The organism is Amycolatopsis suaedae, from assembly GCF_004214935.1.
GTDB lineage: Bacteria > Actinomycetota > Actinomycetes > Mycobacteriales > Pseudonocardiaceae > Amycolatopsis > Amycolatopsis suaedae.
In genome coordinates, this window is the sequence record NZ_SFCC01000006.1 from 103,324 (window position 1) to 123,735 (window position 20,412).

General features: G+C 69.5%; 14 protein-coding genes. 7 read left to right on the forward strand and 7 right to left on the reverse strand.

All coding sequences use genetic code 11. The features are described 5' to 3' along the window. Positions 1 to 6: 6 nt before the first annotated feature. The 4 genes from EWH70_RS13040 to EWH70_RS13055 are packed head-to-tail and all read right to left on the reverse strand — an operon-like array spanning position 7 to position 4,715. Entirely contained in the window at positions 7 to 2,478 is a 2,472-nt protein-coding gene (locus tag EWH70_RS13040; protein ID WP_130475626.1) for an FtsX-like permease family protein, read from the reverse strand. A 3-nt stretch (positions 2,479 to 2,481) separates the two neighbouring features. After that, positions 2,482 to 3,210 carry an ABC transporter ATP-binding protein gene (locus EWH70_RS13045; RefSeq protein WP_130475627.1) on the reverse strand — a complete coding sequence of 243 codons (729 nt, stop codon included), beginning with the start codon at positions 3,208 to 3,210 and terminating at the stop codon, positions 2,482 to 2,484. Then, positions 3,207 to 4,091 (reverse strand): CPBP family intramembrane glutamic endopeptidase, encoded by an 885-nt coding sequence (locus EWH70_RS13050; RefSeq protein WP_130475628.1) that lies wholly within the window; start codon positions 4,089 to 4,091, stop codon positions 3,207 to 3,209. The genes EWH70_RS13045 and EWH70_RS13050 overlap by 4 nt, the downstream gene beginning before the upstream one ends. A 42-nt stretch (positions 4,092 to 4,133) precedes the next feature. Next, the gene (locus EWH70_RS13055) at positions 4,134 to 4,715 is read right to left on the reverse strand and encodes a TIGR03086 family metal-binding protein (RefSeq protein WP_130475629.1); all 582 of its coding nucleotides are present in this window, start codon (positions 4,713 to 4,715) and stop codon (positions 4,134 to 4,136) included. 57 nt (positions 4,716 to 4,772) lie between these two features. On the opposite strand from EWH70_RS13055, the gene EWH70_RS13060 reads away from it, so the two are divergent. Next, positions 4,773 to 5,675: an RNA polymerase subunit sigma-70 gene (locus tag EWH70_RS13060; RefSeq protein WP_130475630.1), complete on the forward strand. Its 903-nt coding sequence runs from the start codon at positions 4,773 to 4,775 to the stop codon at positions 5,673 to 5,675. Here the strand turns inward: EWH70_RS13060 and EWH70_RS13065 are convergent. Continuing rightward, the gene (locus EWH70_RS13065; RefSeq protein ID WP_130475631.1) at positions 5,668 to 8,823 is read right to left on the reverse strand and encodes a DEAD/DEAH box helicase; all 3,156 of its coding nucleotides are present in this window, start codon (positions 8,821 to 8,823) and stop codon (positions 5,668 to 5,670) included. The genes EWH70_RS13060 and EWH70_RS13065 overlap by 8 nt on opposite strands. Positions 8,824 to 9,026: 203 nt before the next feature. Between EWH70_RS13065 and EWH70_RS13070 the strand changes: the two genes are divergently transcribed. Genes EWH70_RS13070 through EWH70_RS13085 form a run of 4 tightly spaced genes read left to right on the forward strand, consistent with a single transcriptional unit; the run spans position 9,027 to position 14,917 of the window. Continuing rightward, a complete protein-coding gene (locus EWH70_RS13070) occupies positions 9,027 to 9,623 on the forward strand; it encodes a TIR domain-containing protein (RefSeq protein ID WP_130475632.1) in 597 nt (198 codons plus the stop codon). Beyond that, complete coding sequence (locus EWH70_RS13075; protein WP_130475633.1) at positions 9,620 to 11,272, forward strand: tyrosine-protein kinase family protein; 1,653 nt, start codon at positions 9,620 to 9,622, stop codon at positions 11,270 to 11,272. Before EWH70_RS13070 ends, EWH70_RS13075 begins: the two co-directional genes overlap by 4 nt. Next, on the forward strand, positions 11,247 to 11,855 hold the full coding sequence (locus EWH70_RS13080) for a hypothetical protein (protein WP_130475634.1): 609 nt from the start codon (positions 11,247 to 11,249) through the stop codon (positions 11,853 to 11,855). The genes EWH70_RS13075 and EWH70_RS13080 overlap by 26 nt, the downstream gene beginning before the upstream one ends. Beyond that, positions 11,852 to 14,917, forward strand: coding sequence for an ATP-binding protein (locus EWH70_RS13085; RefSeq protein WP_130475635.1), 3,066 nt, complete (start codon positions 11,852 to 11,854; stop codon positions 14,915 to 14,917). The genes EWH70_RS13080 and EWH70_RS13085 overlap by 4 nt, the downstream gene beginning before the upstream one ends. A gap of 46 nt (positions 14,918 to 14,963) precedes the next feature. On the opposite strand, the gene EWH70_RS13090 is transcribed toward EWH70_RS13085, so the two are convergent. Then, positions 14,964 to 15,833 (reverse strand): signal recognition particle subunit SRP19/SEC65 family protein, encoded by an 870-nt coding sequence (locus tag EWH70_RS13090; RefSeq protein ID WP_130475636.1) that lies wholly within the window; start codon positions 15,831 to 15,833, stop codon positions 14,964 to 14,966. Positions 15,834 to 16,056: 223 nt separating this feature from the next. Here EWH70_RS13090 and EWH70_RS35455 point away from each other — a divergent pair, with 223 nt between their 5' ends. Both EWH70_RS35455 and EWH70_RS13095 read left to right on the forward strand, forming a co-directional pair. After that, positions 16,057 to 16,197 carry a hypothetical protein gene (locus EWH70_RS35455; protein WP_165436258.1) on the forward strand — a complete coding sequence of 47 codons (141 nt, stop codon included), beginning with the start codon at positions 16,057 to 16,059 and terminating at the stop codon, positions 16,195 to 16,197. 100 nt (positions 16,198 to 16,297) lie between these two features. Then, positions 16,298 to 17,482, forward strand: a complete 1,185-nt coding sequence (locus tag EWH70_RS13095; protein ID WP_205669111.1) for a helix-turn-helix domain-containing protein — start codon at positions 16,298 to 16,300, stop codon at positions 17,480 to 17,482. Here EWH70_RS13095 and EWH70_RS13100 read toward each other — a convergent pair. Then, positions 17,446 to 20,373, reverse strand: a complete 2,928-nt coding sequence (locus tag EWH70_RS13100; protein WP_240686962.1) for an AfsR/SARP family transcriptional regulator — start codon at positions 20,371 to 20,373, stop codon at positions 17,446 to 17,448. The genes EWH70_RS13095 and EWH70_RS13100 overlap by 37 nt on opposite strands. Positions 20,374 to 20,412 lie beyond the last annotated feature (39 nt).

Genomic DNA, 20,412 nt, shown 5'->3' on the forward strand with positions numbered 1-20,412 from the left:
GTGGCATCACGCGCCGGAGCCGACCGCGTCGACCGGACGGCCGCGCATGGCCGACCGTGCCGCGAACCCGATCGAGCAGAACCCGATCACGGCGGTGACCAGGACGATCGCCCCGTACAGCAGTGGATCGACGGTGGGCAGTGCCTGCCCGGTCGTGGCCAGGCTGATGCCGACCAGCGGCACCGCCGCCACCGCGGTCCCGATCACCGTCGCCGCACCCACCACGACCCCGGCCTCCAGCGTCATCATCCGCCGGACGTGCCTGCGGCTGGTGCCGATCAACCGCAGCATGGCGAACTCACGTGCCCTCGCCCCGGTGGCCATCACCAGCGTGTTCACCACGGCGATCACGAGGTACAGCAACAGCAGGCCGTTGGCGACGAGGTTCGTGGCGGACTGCTGGTCTCCCTGGCCGGCGGCGAACGCCGGCCGGTCGAGCACGCTCAGGCCGGGGTACCGCTGCGCGAGGGCCCGCAATGCGGCTTCGTCGCCGCCGGATACCAGGATCGCGTCGTCGAAGCCGGTTTCCGTGTGCCGGGCCAGCAGGTCACGCGGGGTGGTGACGTCACCGAACCCGAGTCCGTTGGCGTAGACCGCCACCACCCGGAGGTCCCGTTCGGTGCCGTCCCCGAGGTAGACCCGGACGGTGTCGCCGACCTCGGCCCCGGCGGTGCCCGCCGCCGTCGTGCTCAGCGCGACCGTGTCACCACGCAGCTCGCCGAGCGATCCCGCCGTCACAGCGAGGTCCATTGTGGACGCTGTATGCTCCGGCTCGATCCCCTGCGCGGCGAACGATTCGACCTCGATCTGGTCGAACATCGGGTACTCCACCAAGACCTGACTGCGGACCACGGGCAGCGCCGACCGGACCGCCGGCATGCCGCGGACCGTCTCGGCGATCTCCGGGGACAGCCCCGCACTGCCGCCGGACAGCACGAAGTCCGCGGTCACCCCCGCCCGGGCCTGCTCGGCCGAGGCGGCCTGCGAGGTGGTGAGGGTGAACAGCTGCACGGCGGCCATCGCCACGGCCAGCGCGAGCGGGACGACCGCGGCGCTGAGCCTGCGGGCGTTGGCGTTGCTGTTGGCGACCGCGAGGTGGCCACTGATCCGGCCGCGACGCAGGACCGGTGCGGCCACGGCGGTGGCCAGCCGCATCAGGTACGGCCCGAGCAGCGCGGTGCCGACCATCAGCAACAGCACCGAACCGGCCGCTCCGCCGAGGCCGCCGATGCCCGGCACCAGCATGGGCACCACCGTCCCGGCCACGGCGCCCGCCGCGAGGAGCACGAAGCCGCAGGTCCGCCGGACGGTGCCCAGCCGTGGGGGTTCGACGGCCGCCTCGACCAGTGCGTCGACCGGCTTTTCCCTGGCCAGGCGCCGGGCGGCGAAGTACCCGGCTGCCCAGCCGCCGAGTACGCACAGGATCAGCGCGACCGCCGCGGGTGCCGGGCTGAACGCGAGTTCGAAGTCCGGTGGGAGCACGCCGATCCCGGCGAAGGCGTCCCGGAGCAGTCCGGCGACGGCGAACCCCGGCAGGCACCCCAGGACCGCGCCGGTCACGGAGACCAGCAGTACCTCGGCGCCGATCATCCGGTGGATCTGCCTCGGTGTGGCCGCGATCGCCCGCAGCACCGCAAGTTCCCGCCGGCGTTGCTGGATCGACAGGCCGAGCGTCGAGGCGACGACGAACAACACGATCATGGCGACGGTTCCGATGAGCGAGGCCGACAGCACGGTCAGGAATCCCCGTGCCTGGCCGATGTCGAGGAACTCGGCGTCACCGATCTCCCGCCCGGTGTAGCTGACCAGCCCCAGTTCCGCGGTGATCCGGTCGGCCACCGCGGCGGGGTCCGCACCCGGTTCGGTGAGCACACCGACCGCGGCGATCTGGCCGGACAGCCGGGCGGCTGTCTCGTCGGTGACGAACACGGCCGACTGGCGCCGCAGCGACGGGGCCGAGGCAAGGCCGACCACCCGGAAGTCCGAGGGCACCGCGCCGACCGTGACCGTCACCGTGTCCCCAATGGACAGTCCGGACCCGGGATCGAGGACGGCTTCGTCCGGCGCTTCCGGTTGCCTGCCCGCGGTCAGCGTGAACGGTGCCAGCCGCGCGGACGACCAGCCGTGTGCGTACACCGGGACACTTCGCGGGCGGGACAGCAGGTTCACCTCGACACTGCGGTCCGGCACCGCCGCCGCGACCCCGGGCACCCGGGCGATCCGCTCCACCGCGTCGCCGGGCACCGGCACCCGTTCGGCGAACGAGGTCGACGGTCCCTCGGTCCCGTCGAACTCCTGCTTGCCCCCCACGACGACCTGCGCGGCCGCGTAGCGTTCCGCGGTGACGCCGGAACGCAGCCCGGACTCCAGCAGGACACCGCTGGCAGTGATCACCGCCGCACCGAAGAACAGGGCGACGAAGGCGGCGACGAATCCGCCGCGGCGAGCCCTGATCGTTCTCCAGGCGAGGTCGAACACGGCTCACACCTCCCCGAGGTGGGTCATCCGGTCGGACACCTCGGCGGCCGTCGGGTTACGCAGCTGGCCGGCGATCCGGCCGTCGGCGAGGAAGACGACCGAGTCGGCGTAGGAGGCTGCGACCGGGTCGTGCGTCACCATCAGCACGGTCTGCCCGAGTTCGGCGACGAGCCTGCGGAACAGTTCGAGCACCTGCCGCCCGGTGCGGGTGTCGAGTGCGCCCGTCGGCTCGTCGGCCATCACCACCTCGGGCCGGTTCACCAGCGCGCGGGCGATCGCCACCCGTTGCTGCTGCCCACCGGAGAGCTGGGCCGGGCGCCGGTCGATCCGGTCCCGCATGCCGACCCGGCCGAGCAGGTCCAGCAGCCAGTCGCGGTCGACCTGACGCCCGGACAACCGGGGCACGAGCTCGACGTTCTGTTCGACGGTCAGGGCGGACATGAGGTTGTAGGCCTGGAAGACGAACCCGACCCGCTCCCGGCGGACCGCGGTGAGCGCCGCCTCCTTCAGCCCGGACAGCTCGACGTCGCCGAGACGGACACTGCCCGACGTCGGCCGGTCCAGCCCCGCGGCGCAGTGCAGGAACGTGCTCTTGCCCGAGCCCGACGGGCCCATGACGGCGGTGAACGTGCCGCGGGGAAGCCCGAGGGACACCTCGCGCAGCGCGGTCACGGCGTTCTCCCCGGTGCCGTAGGTCTTGGTCACCGAATCCAGGAGCAGTGCGCTGGTCATGCGGCGACCTCCACCGGGGTCCGGGGAAGGCCGAGCCTGCCGCGGGTGGACGCGATCACCACGAGCGCGAGCGTGCAGAACCCGAGCGTCGGGCCCCACAGCCACTCGGGGTGTTCGCCGGGGAAGACGTCGGGCCACATGACCGACATGAAGTTGTTGATGTTCGAGTGCAGCAGCATGATGAGCGGCACGCTCTGGTGTGCCCGGTTGAACACGAGGGTGATCACGTAGCTGATGGCCATCGTCAGCACGAAGAACCGCAGGATCGCTTCCGGGCCCGCGTCCGGGCCGCCCCAGGGGGTGAGGAACAGCGGCAGGTGCCAGATCGTCCACAGGACGCCGAGGATGGTGGTCGCCACCAGCGGGTGATGCCGTTGCTGCAGGCGGGTCAGGGCGAAGTCGCGCCAGCCCGGTTCCTCGGCGAGTCCGGTGGTGAAGAACTGGAGCAGCAGCATCGGGAGGTAGAGGGCCAGCGCCGTCATGGACGGCAGGCGTACGACGTCCTCCGCGCCGTCCATGGCGAAGGTGCCTGCCACGATGGCGAGCGGGATCCCGAACAGCGCCAGCGCGTACCACCGCAGCCCGGCGCGGACCTGGAACAGCCGCCTGCGCCAGCGCCGCAGCCCGGCGCGTCCCTCGGTGACGGCGGTGACGGTGAACGCCGCCGCCAGCGGGCCGAGGTACGCGCCGGGCAGGATTGCGGTGAGCTGGTTGGTGATCAGGAAGTCCGGGTAGCGGAACGCCAGGATGCCGAGCCCGTCGAGCGACAGGATGTACGGCGTCCAGGCCAGCCAGCTGATCGCGTTGGCGAGCGTGAAGAACGAGATCAGCGGGTAGCGCAGGACCAGGGCCCGCCAGCCCGTGGACGGTGTGGAAGTCATGCCCCCAAAGCTAGAAATCGGACACGCCGAAGTCAGTGCAGGTCAGGGGCATCCTGAAGGTAGAGCAGGCTCTACCTTCCGGCCCAGGAGCGCGGCCAGCCGGTCCAGCGGCGATGCGTCGTCGGGTACCGGCTGCGGTGGTGCGAACGGGCTCCTGTCCGGCGGGACGTCGGCGAGCTTGCCGCGGGTGAACTCGATTTCGCGCTCGACGACGTCGCCGGGGACGTCGAGCTGTCGCCCGGTCGCCTGAGCGAGGTCCCAGCCGTGGGTGAGTTCCTCGACCGCCCGAAGATGGACGGCCGCGATGCCGGGCACGGGGCCGACCGGGACCTGGACGATCCGCTCCAGCACTCCGGGCAGCCGGAACGCGACGAGCAGCTCGTCGGCCGCCTGCCGGTAGGTGCCGGCCGGGTCGGCACCGAGCACGTCCTGGCCCTTCGGATCCAGCGTGCCGCCGGCTTCGCCGTGCAGGATGCCGGTGAACAGGCGGTTGCCGAGGACCATGTGGCCGACCAGCTCGCGGACGTTCCACTCCGGGCACGGCGTGGGTGCGTCCCAGCGGTCGATGGTGGCGACCAGGCCGCTGGTCGCGTCGAGGATCGTGGCGAGGTTCTCTGTCTCCATGGTTGTTCAGACACCGCCGATCGCGGAAACGGAACGGTCGCGTGTGATGATCTCGCGGTGGACACGTTCCGCGAGCTGATCGAGCCGCACCGGGACGAGCTGAGGCTGCACTGTTACCGGATCCTCGGCTCGCTCGCCGATGCCGAGGACGTGCTGCAGGAGACCATGGTCGCGGCGTGGCAGGGGCTGGACGGCTTCGCCGGCCGGTCGACACTGCGAACCTGGCTCTACCGGATCGCCACCAACCGCTGTCTCAACGCCCTGCGGGCCGGCCGTCGCCGCCCCGCCGAGCCGCTGCCGCCGTTCGACCCACCCGAGCCCAGCCGTCGCGGCGAGGTGACCTGGCTGGAGCCGTACCCCGACGGGCCGGAGGCGTCGTACGAAGCGAAGGAGACGGTGGAGCTGGCGTTCGTCGCGGCGCTGCAACGGTTGCCGCCCCGGCAGGCGGCGATCCTGGTGCTGCGGGACGTGCTTGGCTTCTCCACCGCGGAGGTCGCCGAGATGCTGGACACCAGCGCGACCGCGGTCAAGGGCGCCCTGCAGCGGGCCCGTGCCACGGTGCGGCAGCGTCCGGCCGTGACGGCGGAGCCGCCCGCGCTCGCCCGCCGGTTCGCGGAGGCGTTCACCGCGGGTGACGTCGACGGCCTGGTCTCGCTGCTGACCGACGATGCGTGGCTGAACATGCCCCCGGCGCCACACGAGTACCACGGTCGCGCGGCGATCGCGGAGTTCTTCACGGTGTTCTTCGACTGGTGCGGCGCCCGCCGGTTCCGCCTCGTACCGACCTGCGCGAACGCCCAGCCCGCCTTCGGCTGTTACCTGGCCCAGCCGGGTGAGCCGGTCGCGTACCCGGCCGGGCTCCTGGTCCTGAGCCCGCGGGACGAGCGGCTCGGTGCCGTCACCTGGTTCCTGCACGAGGGGCTGCTGGCCCGCTTCGGTCTGCCGTCCGAGGTCAGCTGAACAGGCTCCGGATGTCGTCCGCGTCGAGGGCGGTCGAGAAGCTGTCGCCGTCGTCGAGCACGCTGGTGAACAGTTCCGCCTTGCGGGCCTTGAGCGCCATGACCTTCTCCTCGATGGTGTCCTCGGAGATCAGCCGGTAGACCATGACGTTGCGGGTCTGGCCGATGCGGTGGGTCCGGTCGACGGCCTGGTTCTCGGTGGCGGGGTTCCACCACGGGTCGAGCAGGAAGCAGTAGTCGGCCTCGGTGAGGTTCAGCCCGAACCCGCCCGCCTTCAGGCTGATCAGGAACACCGGTGCGGAGCCGTTCTTGAACCCGTCGATGACCTCGGCGCGGTTGCGGGTCTTGCCGTCCAGGTAGCAGTACTCGATCCCGGCGTCGTCCAGTCGTGTGCGCACCCTGTCCAGGAAGCCGGTGAACTGGGAGAACACCAACGCGCGATGGCCGCCCGCGCGGACGTCGTCGAGTTGCTCGACGAGGGCGTCGAGCTTGGCGCAGGCGACCTGGTCGTGTTCGTCGTCGACGAGCCCCGCGTGCAGCGCCAGCCGCCGCAGCACGGTCAGCGAACGCAGGATCGTGAACCGGTTGCGGTCCAGGTCGTCGAGCATGCCGAGCACGCGCTGACGTTCCCGGTGCAGCCTGCGTTCGTAGATCGTCCGGTGCTTGGGGTGCAGCCGGACGCTGAGCACCTGTTCCTGCTTGGCGGGCAGCTCGGCGGCGACCTGCTCCTTCGTGCGCCGCTTCAGCAGCGGCTTGATCCGACGGCGCAGCCGCGCCAGCAGCTCGGCGTCGCCGCCGCGTTCGATGGGGCGGGCGTAGTACTCCTTGAACTTCGCGGGGTCGGGGAACAGGCCGGGTGCGGTGATCGACAGCATCGACCACAGTTCCATCAGGTTGTTCTCCAGCGGAGTGCCGGTGATCGCCAGCTTGAACGGCGCGGGCAACCGGCGTGCGCACTGGTACACCTTGGACCGGTGGTTCTTGGCGAACTGGGCCTCGTCGAGTACCAGCGCCGCCCAGTCGGCGGCCGCGTAGGCGTCGAAATCCAGGCGTAGCAACGTGTACGAGGTGACCACGACGTCCGCTTCCGGGAGCGTCCTCCCGCTGCGGGTGACCGTCGCGACCCGTAGGTGCGGGGTGAACCGCTCGGCCTCGGCGGCCCAGTTCGCCACGACGCTCGCGGGTGCCACGATGAGGAACGGCCTGCTGTCCGACTCGTGTGCGTGACTGATCAGGGCGAGTGTCTGCAGGGTCTTGCCCAGGCCCATGTCGTCGGCGAGGATGCCGCCGAGCCCGAGCCGCCAGAGCAGCGTCAGCCAGGCGACACCGTCCTTTTGGTACGGACGCAGCGTGGCGTCAACGCGTGGATCGGTGACGCTGTCCAGGTTGTCCAGGGACTTCAGTGCCTCGACCTGCCGCTGCCAAGCGTCGGCCTGCCGGTCGACGACGCCCAGCGCCGCGAGTTCCTCCCACAGCCCGAGCTGGTAGCGGCTGATGCGGGGCGTGCCGGAGGACGTGTCGGTGATGGCCCTGGCTTCCTCGATCAGCGTGCGGAGGGCCCGCAGCTCGGGCTTGTCCAGCGCGAAGTACGCCCCGTCGGGCAGCAGCAGGTGGGACTGGTCCTTGGCCAGCGCGGTGAACAGGTCGGTGAAGGGCACCTCGCGGCCCTCCACGCTGACGGTGACGCCGAGGTCGAACCAGTCACGCTCGCCGGCGATCTCGTCGGTGGAGACGGCGACGGTCAGCGAGTCGCCGACCTCCCGGTAGTCGGGTGCCCTGGTGATGTCGAGTTCCACGTCGGTGAGCAGCGGCAGCACCTCGGTGCTGAACCGTAGCGTGTCGAGGCCGGTGAGGGTGCGGTCGGTCGCCTGTTCTCCGGTCTCCTCGTGCAGGCGCCGCAGTACCTCCTGTTCGGCGGCCGGATCACGGTGTGGCTCGTCCCCAGCGATGGGGCTCAGGACCGTCGAGTCGCCTACCGTGTAGCGCCACTGCCAGGTCAGGTCGACGACGTGGCCGTCGCTGTACCGGGCCGACAGCCGCAGTACCGGCCCGGAGATGGCGGGCGGGGTGAAGGCGGAGTCCGACGACACGACCGCGGCGGTACGGCGCAGTCGCGGGAAGAACTCGGTGGCGAACCTGTCTCTGCCGCTGGCGGGCACCTCCAGCTTGCCCGCCCGCAGGGTCAGCTGCTGCAGCTGGGCCGAGGTGCCGCCGGGAAGCCGGACCAGGCGCAACCGCCAGGTGGCCGGGTCGGCGGTGGCTTGCGCCGGGTCGATGCAGACCGCGCCGTGCCCGTCGGATCCGATGAACGCCACCGGTTTCGTCTCCGCCGCGTCCGTCTCGATGGACGGAGTGAGGACCAGCGCTCCCTCGGTGCCGCCGGTGATGTCCACCGTCAGTTCGCCCGCGACGACCGGCGGCAGGTCGCCGAGGCCCTTGCGGGCATGCACCAGGCGCACGCCGGCCCGTGTCGCTTCGTCGAGCAGCGGCCACAACTGCCGTGACTCGCATGCGGTGAGGTCGAGGTGCCGGGCGTTGGCCGAGCTGTAGTAGCCGAGGAAGTCCGTGCCGGCGATGCGATACGCCGTATACAGCTCGCGCACCGCGGCCAGCTGTCGCGGCAGGTAGTCGGTGAGGTAGTGGGGCTGGTCCAGCGCCGGCCAGCTCAGGTCGCCGACGATCCAGCCGCCATGTTTCCTGGCGGGCCGTACCAGTCGCGCACGCAGGCGAGCCTGGTCGACGGACAGTTCGATCGCCAGCGGCGTCGTACCGCCGGTGGTGGCGGCGGGCTCGCGGAGCAGCGCGTCGAGCGACTCGGCCCAGTCCGGCTTGCGTTTCGCGGGGCGTCCCACGCCGTTCGCGGCGATCAGCAGTGCGACGACGTGTTTGCAGTCGAACTCGACGGGGCAGGAGCATTCGCCGTAGTCCAGCACCGCCTGCCCGCCGCGTCGTCCTGGCCGGAGGTGGGCGACCACCGCGTACGGCTGGGCTTCGCTGCCCTGGACCAGACCGTGGACGGCGTGGCGCTCCACCGCGATCGAAAGCACCGCCCGCTGCCGGGCATAAGCCGACCCGCGCGTGTAGGTGGCCGTGCCGACTGCCTGACGCACGTCGGCAAGGTCCACGAGGGGAGGCCCGATCTGCTGCACGTCGTCGAGGGTAGCGACCACGACCGACAAGACCGGGGCCCCTCGCCGGGGTGCTCCGGATCTGGTGCGAATGAGACGAGTGTGACTGCTGTGGCGCGCTGGACAATCCAGCCCGCTTTTTGGCCAGTTTATGGCCGGAATTGATTTAAGTGACCACTTTCCTGCCTATTATGTCCGGCGGTGCGCTGCCTAGCATTTGCCTCGTGTCCGGTTACAAGTACGACGTTTTCATCAGCTACAGCCGCCAAGGCAGTGTGCAGAAGTGGCTGTTGAACCACTTCCACAAGAAGCTCGAGGAATGTCTCGCCGACCAGTACGCGCCGGCGCCGAAGGTCTACGTCGATCGTTCCATGCCGCGTGGCGTACATTGGCCATCGCATCTGCAGCAGGCCATACGGCACAGCAAGATCATCCTTCCGCTGTTGACCCCCAACTACTTCGAGTCGAACTGGTGCATGGCGGAGCTGCGCAGTATGCAGGAGCGTCAGAAAGCCCTCGGGCTGGGTACCGTGGAGCGACCGCAGACCCTTATCCATCCGGTTCTGTACTCCGACTCGGACAATTTTCCCGACGAGGGCCGGGAATACTCCTGGTGGGACTTCAAAGCTTACGCGAATCCTGAGCCGCCGTTCCAGGTCAGTCCGGCCTTCTCCGACTTCCATTTCAAGGTCGTCGAGCTGGCGAAGGAGCTCGTCGAACTGCTGAAGCAGGTTCCCGACTGGCGGGACGACTGGCCGGTCGTCGATCCGCCGGACCCGTACCTCATTCCGCCGCCACCCCTTCCGAGGTTCGGCCCATGACCGGCACCGTCGTCACCTTCTACTCCTACAAGGGTGGAGTCGGCCGCAGCTCGACGTTGGCCAACGTCTCCATGCTGCTCGCCAGGTGGGGCCACCGGGTACTGGCTATCGACTGGGACCTGGAAGCACCAGGACTGCACCACTACTTCGGCCCGATGCTGCCCTCGGCGCCCCAGGGTGGCGTCGTCGACCTCGCCTATGACTTCCTCGACGGCGCCGAACGGCCACGTGACAGGGTGGTCCGGCTCGAATTCGACGGGGGCACAGTGGCGTTGCTGGCCGCGGGGCGCCACGACGCTGCCTATGCGGGCCGGGTCCAGGCCGTCGACTGGGAAGATCTCTACCAGCGTGGGTTCGCGGCATTTCTGGAACGCTGCCGAGCGGCATGGACGGCCGACTACGACTTCGTGCTGATCGACAGCCGCACCGGGATCTCCGACATCGGCAGTATCTGCACCGCTCACCTGCCGGACTGGCTGGTCGTCCTCTTCACCGCCAACGACCAGAGTGTCGAGGGTGCCGTGAACATCGCCAAGCTCGCCGACGTGGCAAGGGACCGGCTGCCCTACGACCGGCCACAGCACATGGTGCTGCCAATCTTGTCCCGTTTGGACAGTCGGGTGGAGTATCAGCGCGCCGAGCATTGGCAGGCGCGATGCGCGGAGCTCGCCGCGCCGCTGTTTCGCAACTGGCTGGCCAGGGGAGTGCCTGCCGAGCTGATGCTGCGTCATCTCACACTGCCGTACGTGTCGTACTGGAGCTTCGGCGAGCAACTGGCCGTACTGGAGGAGACGACTCCTTCGGCGGACCAGCTTTCGTTCGCGTTGGAGACCGTGGCGGCGGTGATCGCGCAGCAGTTCGACCGCACTGACCTGCTGGCGGACAACCGGGACGCCTATGTGGCGGCGGCCCGCACCCAGGAACGTACCTACGATCTCGATATTCTCGTGTCGAGTCCGCGGTCGGCGCTGAAGGTCACGATGGAACTCATCGACGAGTTGCGCGCGCTCGACCTCAATGCCGTCCGGTCGTTGTCTGGGGACCCAGACCTGCTGGATCAGGCCACCGAGCCGGCACGACATCTGTGTCTCGTCGTGGACGGAGCGGTGAGCCGCTGGCAGGCCACCGAGGCCGAGCGGTTCCTCCGGACAGTCGAAGCCGACGGCGACCGGCAGCTGTTCTGCGTGCTCACCAGCGACACCGACCGCGACGGACTGCCGGGATTCCTGCGTAACCTGCGGCATCTCGAACTCGGCGCCGGAACGCGGCCGCGTCAGGTGGCGCAGCAACTGCACGAGCTCATCACCGATGCCGGCCGTGACCGCGCGGACTCGGAGCGAAAGATCCTGGTGAGCGCCGGCTCCGCGTTGCGGAATGTGCCGAAGCAGGCTCATCACGGCCGCTGGGCACTCATCGACCAGACGGTGCGTGAGATGTCCACGGCGGTCGACGATGACGATCTCCTTCTGCTCAAGGATCTGACCACAAATCTGAAGCTGTTGAACGAGGTTCATTCCAGTAACGAGCGGTCGAGGGCTCCGGAGGGACTTTCTCGGCTGATCCATGTCCTGCTCGAACGGATCGACCGTGAAGCCGCGGGCTGGTTGACTGAAAGGTGGAGGGATGCCGGAGAAGTACGGAACCCATGAGAAAGCGGCGCTGTTCATCCTGACGTTGGAAAACCGGGAGGTGCCCAATCCCGAACTGACGAAGGACTACGGTGTGGATCTCCGGCCGGCCGGCCGCGACAAGCTGATCGGGGCAGGTCTGCTGAACACGTGGAAGGAGAACCGGCGGCTCGTTCACCGCGTTACCGAAGCGGGCATCGCATGGTGTGACAGCGAGCTGGACAAGCTGGAGACACCACAGCGTCAGGGACCATTGGCGCGGGTAATGTTCGAGTTGTTGCGCCGCATGGTACCGGTGCTCAGGCAGCACGGTGTCCGTCTTGCCGACCTGGTCGCTCCGGCAGACCTGGAGGCTCTCATCCGCGGGGCCTACCACGAGCTGTCGGTAGGCCCGCAGGACTGGGTACGCCTGGCGAAGGTGAGGTCCAAGCTGGACGGCGCTGACCGCGGCGAGGTCGACGAGGTTCTGCTGTCGATGACCCGGACCGGGCTGGTTCACCTGGCTCCGATCTCGAACCGCAAGACGTTGACCGAAGCGGATCACGCCGCCGCGATCCGGATCGGTAGCGAGGATAAGCATCTACTGGCGATCGAGGAATCATGACCGAGGATCTTCGCCAGGCGCTCGCGGCGCTCCGGTTCAACTCCGCCGAGACACCCGATGACGTCTGGCATACCCAGCCGTCCCATGTGGATGGACTGCACACCAAGGTGGAGCATCGCATCAGCTCGGGCATCGCTGATGCGAAGGCCAGTAACGGACCGAGCCCGATCGGCCTGGCACTTCAGGGGCAGAAGGGCGTGGGCAAGACCCACCTGCTCGGTGGAGTCAGGCGACTGGTGCAGAAGGAAGGCGGTTACTTCTTTCTCATCGACCTCACCACGGGTGCGGCCTTCTGGGACGACGTCGCGCAGGCGATGCGGAGTGAGCTGTGGCGGACCGACGACGACGGCGAACTCCAGCTGACCACACTGCTGCGGAGGCTGTGTGAACGGGCGGACGTGCCCTCCACGGTGGCGAAGGCGGTTCTTGGGGAAGCCCGGCTCACCGGCGAGGAGCTGCACGGCTTCGTCGGCGCGTTGAGGCGGGTCGACGCTCAGGTCGCCGTCGAATGTGGTGACACCATCCGGGCGCTCGTTCTCTACGGCAGCGCGAACGGAAGCCAAGTCAACGTCGGGAAGGACTACCTCGCCGGGCTACCCGAAGCCAATGACGGTGACCGGCGGCCGTGGGACCTGCACCCGCTGCCGAAGACGCAGCGCAACCTGGTTACCGACATGTCCCGGATCCTGGCCCTCACCGGTCCGAGCGTGGTCGCTGTCGATCAGCTCGACTCCTTGGTGAGCAAGGCGAGCAACGCGATCGATGAGCAGGCGACGGACGCCGAACAAGCCGGTGAACTCGCACTCATCGCCGACGGACTGATGCAGCTGCGCGAGACGACCCGTCGTAGCCTGTCCATTGTCGCGTGCCTGCCGGACACCTGGAAGCTGCTGCGATCGGTGGCGACGGACACGGTTTCCGATCGGTTCACCCAGACGCCGCTCCTCGGCGCCGTCGTCGATCCGAGGCTGGGGCGTGCGCTCGTCGCCAAGTGGCTCGCTGTGGTGTACGAGCGAATCGGGTTCGTGCCGCCCCATGCCACCTGGCCGGTGGCGGCGAGTGCGTTCGGCGATTCGTGGCGCGCCTACACCCCACGCCAACTCCTGCGCCGAGTGCAGGACCACGCCGAGGCCTGCCTCCACGGGGAGATCCGCGAGCTGGCGTCGTTCGACGAGGAGCCCGTCGAGGTGTCGCGCCAGGTGGGGCCGGAGCCGGACTACTTCACGCAGTACGACCAGCGGTTCGCCGAACTTCGCAACGCCGCCGACGTGGAAGCAGCGCTGAACCAGCACACCGAGAACGCGGTGATGCCGGAGTTACTGCAGGCAGCGCTGAAATCGTGGATCACCGAGGTAGGTAACGACGACCGCTCGTGGGAGACCGAACCAGCGCCGGACAGTGGCTACCAACTGCATGCCGGACTGCGGCGCATCCTCGACGAGGAACGGGATGTCACCGAACGCTGGGCGTTCCGCGCGATCGCACCCCGGCACGGCAACGCGGTGCTCCGGCGGGTGCGGGAGGCGAAAGCCGCGGCCGGGGTCCGGGCGGGCGCGCACAAGCGGCATCTGGTGCTGCTGCATCACGGTACGAAGGGCTGGACGGGCGCCAAGACCAGGGCAGAGGTCAACGAGCTGCCCGAACTGGGCAGCGAGCGGCTGGAAATCACGAAAGACGACGTACGGACCTTCTACGCGCTCAGGGAAATGCGCACCAGGATCAGCTACGAGCTGCTGAGCTGGCTGGAGGCCCGCAAGCCGGTGAGCCGTACGAACCTGATGCAAGCGCTCCGGCTCGGCGGAGAGCGGGCAAGGGCGAACCAGCGGGAGACGCGACCACCCCCGAAGGCGGGCGAGATCGCACTCGGGATGGACGGAGAGATCCGCATCGAGCTGGAGTCGCTGCGCAAGCACGCCATGGTGTTCGCCGGATCGGGATCGGGGAAGACCGTTCTGCTGCGGCGGATGGTCGAGGAATGCGCGATACGCGGCGTGTCGGCGATCGTGCTCGACCCCAACAACGACCTGGCGCGGCTGGGCGACGCCTGGCCGGAACCACCGGCCGGCTGGCGGCCGGGCGACGTCGAACACGCCGGCGAGTACCTGGCCGGCACCGAGGTCGTCGTGTGGACCCCCGGCCGGGGTAGTGGGCGGCCGCTCAGCTTCCATCCGCTGCCGGACTTCGCCGGGGTACGCGATGACGCCGACGAGTTCGCCGCCGCGGTCGAGGCGGCCGTGGCGAGCTTGGTGCCGCACGCGGGTGTCACCGGCGGCACGAAGGCCGCCATGCGCGGCCGGGCGGTGCTGCGGGAGGCGCTGACCCACTACGCCCGCGGGGGCGAACGCAGTCTGTCCGGGTTCGTCGACGTGCTCGCCGCGCTCCCGGAGGGCGTCAGCCAGCTCGCGACGGCCACCACGATGGCCACCGACCTGGCGGAGACACTCCGCGCCGCCATGGTCAACGACCCGCTGCTGGGCGGCGCCGGTGAACCCGCCGATCCGGCCGTCCTGCTGACGCCGGCCGGCGGCAAGCGGGCACGGATCTCGGTGATCAGCTTCGTCGGGTTGCCGTCGGAGGAGCAGCGGCAGAGCTTCGTCAGCCAGCTCCAGCTGGAGGTGTTCGCCTGGATCAAGCGAAACCCGGCCGTCGACCGGCCGCTCGGCGGGCTGTTCGTCATGGACGAGGCGCAGACGATCGCACCGTCGGGGACCTGGACGGCCAGCACGCAGAGCACCATCCTGCTGGCCTCGCAGGCACGCAAGTACGGCCTGGGCCTGCTGCTCGCCACGCAGGCGCCGAAGGGCGTGCACAACCAGATCATCGGCAACGCGACGACGCAGTTCTTCGGCAGGCTGAACAGCCCGGCGCAGATCGCCGCCGCGAACGAGATGGCCAGGGCCAAGGGCAGCACGGTCGGGGACATCTCGCAGCTGGAACGCGGGCAGTTCTACGTCACGGGGGAGAACTTCGGGTTCCGCCCGATGCGGTCGCCGCTGTGCCTGAGCCACCACCCGCCGAGCCCACTGCGGCTCGAGGAAGTACTCGACCGCGCACGCGGGTAAGGGACGCGCTCCTCCCCCTCGGTGAGGAGCGCGTCCCTTTGTGGGATCAGCGGGTCGTGTTCTCGATCCGCTGCCAGAGTGCGGTGAACAGCTCCTCCGTGCTGTACAGGCGGTGCTCGGTACTGCCGCCGAGCAATGACAGGTCGTGCAGCTCCAGTGCGCCGGAGCCTGCCGCGTAGACCGGCCGGGCCCAGCCGTTGCTGCAGACGCTGCCGGCGTCGTGCCTGCCGACCACGAAGTTCAGCGTCTCGTCGCCGCCGATGCCGCCGCGCTGGATGTCGAGCGCGTAGATCGTGTCGCCTGCGCGCTCGACCCGTACCGCGATCTGCGCGTCCGCGACGTGCACGGTGCCGACGAACCCACGCCGTTCCAGCTTCGGCACCGCCGCGGCGAACTGCGCGCCGAGGTACCGCAGGGCGGCGTCCTGCTCGGCGTAACGGCTGAAGCTCGCCGGGATCGCGGGCTCCGGCGCGGTCTCCCGTGCCGCTGTGACCACCCTCGACGCCGCCGCCGGCTTCAGGCCGGCGGCCTCCGCGGCCTCGATCCGGCTGCTCAGCGCCTCGGCCAGCTCGTCGGGCCGGTGCTCCGCCGTCCGCAGGTAGGTCACGTGCGGGTGCAGCAGTTCAGCGGGCACCTCTCCCAGCAGAACCGGCAGCACGTGCTCGTCCCCGTTCTTGACCGCACGCAGCATGGCCGAGGAGAAGTCGTCCACCTCGGACACGAACGGCAGGAAGAACAGCACCCGCGCATCGGGCAGGTCACCGGCGTCCTTGCGAGCCCACCACTCGTGGGTCTGGTCCGGCCCGTGCAGCACGGTCAGCCCGCTCTGCCGGCAGGCCTCGACGATTTCCTCCACCGTGGAGCGCTGTTCCTCGGCGAACGACACGACGATGTCGTAGGTCTCGGCTTCGGTCACGGTCAACCTCCTGGCTCGTGTTCGGATGTTCGTGACAGCATCCGGACCGCACGTGGACCAGAAGTGGATACGAAGTGGATGTGCCTCGTTTCCCGTTGCCCGTGTTGGTGGGCAACGGGAAACGTCTTGTTGACCGTGTGGTGATCACGAATCCTCGATAGCGGGGCCGGAAAACGAACCGGCACTCCGAAATCAGTTTACCAATTCCCTCGGAGGATTCGTCATGTCCAATTTCCTTGCCAAAGTCATCTCGTCGCTGATGGTGTTCGCCATCAGCTCCGCCGCCCCCGCTGTCGCAGTGGAAGCGTTGACCTCGCCCGCTCCAGCGACGACCGTGGCCGACGGCAACCCGTGGCACGGCTGACTATTCGATGACCAGTTGCCTGGACGCTCACGGGCGTCCAGGCAATTGCGTGTGCCACGCCGAAGTGCTGTACTCGAACCTGTCGAATAGGAGGCTTGGGGTGGTCGAATCATTTGGCGCGCTGCTGCGGGAATACCGCGACGGCGCCGGGATGTCGTTAACCGAACTGGCCAAGCGCGTCAACTACAGCAAGGGCTACCTCAGCAAGATCGAAAATGGAGTCAAGCCGCCGAACGCCATCCTCGCGCGGCTCTGCGACAGCACACTGGATGCCGGTGGTGCGCTCGTCGACGCGGCACGGTCCAGGCGAGCGGCGCCTGGCGAGGTGGACCGCCGCCAGGTGCTCGCCGCCAGCGCGGCCGCGGGTATCGCACTCGCGAGCGGCCCGCGGCCGGTGCCGGACGAGGGCGTGCTGGCGGGCCTGCGGACGTCGTTCGAGCAACTGCGGCGGCTGGGAACCCAGACCGGTCCGGCCGTCGTGCTGGAACCGCTGGTCGCGCAGGTCCGGACCGTGCACGGGCTGGCGCGGGAGATCCCCGAGCCCACCAGGTCACGCCTGCTGCTGCTCGCGGCGCGGATCGCCGAGTACACCGGCTGGATGAGCCAGGAGGCCGGCAACGAGCAAGGAGCGCTGTGGTGGACCCGGTACGCCGCGGAGACCGCGATCGCCGGCGGCGACAGGGACATCGCGAGCTATGCCTACGTCCGGGAGGCGGGGCTGGCGCTGTACCGGCAGGACCCCGTCGCCACGGTCGAACTGGCCCGGCAGGCCCAGCGGGCAGGAAGCGCACGCGTCCTCGGGCTGGCCGCTCGACGCGAGGCCCAGGGACACGCGCTGGCCGGCGACCGGGCTTCCTGCGAACGTGCGCTGGATCGCGCCGCCGGGTTCATGGAGTCGGCTGTCGTGGACACCGGTGCGTACCCGGTTCTCGGCAGCACGGCTGCGGATCCGCTGGAACTGGCCCGCGGGTGGGCCCTGTGTGACCTCGGCCGGGCGGGTGAGGCGGCGGCCGTCCTCGACCGGGAGCTGGCCAGGGTGCCGGCGACCGCCCGCCGGACCAGGGCGCGGTTCGGCGCTCGCCGGTCGCTCGCGTACGCCCTGTCCGGCGAGATCGACCAGAGCTGCGCCACACTGGCGGAGACGATCGACGACGCCGACCACGTCGATTCGGCGACCGTGCGAACGGATCTGCGGGAGCTGGCCAGGTGCCTCGGGCGCTGGCGTGGTCACCACGCGGTCCGGGAGATCTATCCCGAGCTGAACCGGGTGGTACGACGGCATTGACAGGCCAGGGCCTCGCGTTCCGAGCTCACCACGGAGGCCTCGGGGAGGCCCAGCGTGGCGAACTCGGTCTGGGCGCTGTCCCAGTGGCTGGCGGCGCGGTCGTGGTGGCCGGTCCGGTGCAGGGTCGCGGCGATGCCGTGATGGGCGCGGGCCTGGTGGGCGCGGTTTCCCGTGCCCGCGGCCAGGTCCAGTGCCGCGAGGTAGCTGCGTAGTGCCTCGGCGTCGTCCTGGCCGGCGTGGGCGGTCGCGCCACGGTCGAGGTAGAGCTGGGTGCGCAGGTCGGCGTCGGAGACGTCGGCTGCCACCTGCTTGGCCCGCTCCTGGTAACGCACCGCCTCGGTGAGCCGGCCGTGCCGCCGGTGCACGTTGCCGAGGTTGGTCAGCGCGTAGGCGGCCGCGCACAGGTCGCCCACCTCGGTGGCGTGCCCGTGTGCCTCGGTATGGCTGCGCAGAGCGTCGTCGAGCAGGCCAAGCCGCTGCTGCACGGAGCCGAGGTTGTTGAGTGCGTGCGCGGCTCCCTGGACGTGGCCGATCTCGCGCAGCATGGGTACCGCGGCTTCGTGCCGGCGCAGTGCGTCGTCGAGGTTTCCGTGTAGTTCGTTGAGGTAGCCGAGCATGCTCAGAGCGTGGGCCTGGCCGCGTGGGTCGTCGCATTGCCGGTACTTGTCCAGGGCAGCCGAAAGGTGCGCCATCGCCCGGTCGTGCTCGCCGAGTTCCATGGTGGGAATGGCGATCGCGCACAGGGTCGCGGCCTCGCCGCGGACGTCTCCCAGGCGGATCCACCTGGGTAGCGCCTTGGCGGCCAGTTCCAGTGCTTCGGTGAGCCTGCCGAGCCGGTCGTTCGCGGTCGCCAGCCGGAGCAGGACATGAGCCTGGCCGTAGTCGTTGTCCGGGTTGGCGGATACGACCTCCCAGGCGAGCTCCATGGTCTCGATCCAGTCCTCGAACTGGCTGGTCGTGTTGAAGTGACGCCAGATCAGCACGGCCAGCCGCCAGGCGTGCTCCGGTAGGCCGTGGGTGGCCGCGGCGCGGACGGCGGCGACGAGGTTCTTCTGCTCGGTGGCGATCCACTGCAACGCGGCGTCGGCGCCGGCGAACACCGGGGCGACCGGGCTGGCTCGGTCGGTTGCGGGCAACTGGGCGCGGTCGAACGGATAGGCGGTGCTCACCGCGGCGGCGAGCGTCACCAGGTAGAAGTCAAGCAGCCGAACCAGGGCGTCACTGGGCTCGGCAGGTGTCGCGGGCGGTTCGGCGGCGGCGAACTCCTTGAGCGGGTCCAGCATCTGGTAGCGCTCCGGGGAAATCTCCTCCAGCAGGCTGACCTGATGGAGTTCGTCGAGCGCCCCTCGGACGCCGGTGACGTCCCGGCCCGCGAGCGCCGCCGCGCCGGTCACGTCGATGTCGGGTCCAGGCAGGTGGCCGAGCAGGCGGAACAGGTACCGCTGTGGGGCGCCCAGCTGCTGATAGGACGCTCGCACGGCCGCGCTGTCCGGGCCGTTCTGTTCGAGCAGCCGCAGCAGATGGTCCAGTGGCCAGCGGTGATGCCGGCGGAACAACGCGGCGGCGACGTGGATCGGCATCGGCAGGTGACCGCACCGTCTGGCGATCTCGTCGACCTCGGCGGACCTGCCACGGACCCGCGCCGGATCGGTGAGGGCGCGGAACAGGGCGGCGCCTTCCTCCGGCGGCATGGGGGCGAGCCGGACGTTCTCGCCGGTGTCCGGCTCACCCATCTTCCGGCTGGTCACGATGGCGAGGCAGCCGGGTGCCTGCGGAAGCAGTGGCCGGACCTGGTCGGCCGAGGCGGCGTTGTCCAGCACCAGAAGCGTTCGGGTGCCGTACAGTTCGGTTTGGTAGAGGGTGACTTTCCGCCCCACTGTCGCCGGGATCTGCTCGGCGGGTACGCCGAGATCGGTCAGGGCCTGCGTGAGGGCGTCGCCGATCGTGGTCGCCGGCACGTTGGGCGTGAACCCGCCGAGCCGCACCAGGAGTTGCCCGTCGGAGAACCGGTCCCGCAACCGATGAGCCGACTCGATGGCGAGGCCCGTCTTTCCGGCGCCGGGCGGACCGCTGATCCACACGGCGCGGCCGCCTGCCGCGGCTGTCCGCTCGATCAGTGCGAGTTCCGTATCCCTGCCGGTGAACACACCGGGCCGGGACGGCAGAGAGCTGGGCGGTTCACCGCGTTCGGCTCGCGCGGCGAGGTTGCGAAGCTGAGGCCCCGGCTCCAGGTCGATTCCGCGGAGAGCCTCGCTGGTCGTGTGGAACACCCGGATTGCTTCCACGCGCGCGCCGTCGGCGATCAACGCCCGCATGAGCAACCCGGCGTGTTTCTGCCGTGCCGGGTCGAACTGCACGACGCGACGCAGCCGGTCCCGCGCCGACCGGTGATCGCCGGTGTTCAGCTCCAGCTCGGCGAGATCCCCGACCGCGTCGAAGTAGCTGTCCTCCGGCGAGATCACCTCGGTGCCGCCGACGCGGTCGATGTCGATGTCCTCGAGGTACCGGCCGCGCCACAGGCCCACGGCGGTCCTGAGCAGCTCGATCGCCCGGCGCGGATCATCGGCCTGCCGGGCCTCGGAACACAACCGGTCGAACCGGAAGGTGTCCACCTGGTCGTCGGTTACCCGTAGGACGTAACCGGTTGCTGTTGTCTCGATCTCCACGTCGGAGTCCTGGAACGCCTTGCGCAGCTTGTTGATGTAGCCGCGGACGAGGTGGCGGCGTTCCGGGTTGCCGTTCCAGACGATCTCGGTGAACCGCTCGGTCGACACCGGCCGGTTCGCGTGCAGCAGGAGCACGACGAGGACGAACCGTTGCTGTTGGTCCCCCAGCGGTACCAGGGCACCGTCGTGGCACGCCTCCAGCGGGCCCAGCATCCGAAACTCCACGCCACCTCCCCGGGACCGAGCTTGCTGTCTGCGAATGAC

Excerpts from the sequence above, each read along its gene's own strand:
- EWH70_RS13055 (WP_130475629.1), bottom strand. The coding sequence starts at position 4,715 with ATGGAGACAGAGAACCTCGCCACGATCCTCGACGCGACCAGCGGCCTG.
- EWH70_RS13045 (WP_130475627.1), bottom strand. The coding sequence starts at position 3,210 with ATGACCAGCGCACTGCTCCTGGATTCGGTGACCAAGACCTACGGCACC.
- EWH70_RS13075 (WP_130475633.1), top strand. The coding sequence starts at position 9,620 with ATGACCGGCACCGTCGTCACCTTCTACTCCTACAAGGGTGGAGTCGGC.
- EWH70_RS13085 (WP_130475635.1), top strand. The coding sequence starts at position 11,852 with ATGACCGAGGATCTTCGCCAGGCGCTCGCGGCGCTCCGGTTCAACTCC.
- EWH70_RS13080 (WP_130475634.1), top strand. The coding sequence starts at position 11,247 with ATGCCGGAGAAGTACGGAACCCATGAGAAAGCGGCGCTGTTCATCCTG.
- EWH70_RS35455 (WP_165436258.1), top strand. The coding sequence starts at position 16,057 with ATGTCCAATTTCCTTGCCAAAGTCATCTCGTCGCTGATGGTGTTCGCC.
- EWH70_RS13050 (WP_130475628.1), bottom strand. The coding sequence starts at position 4,091 with ATGACTTCCACACCGTCCACGGGCTGGCGGGCCCTGGTCCTGCGCTAC.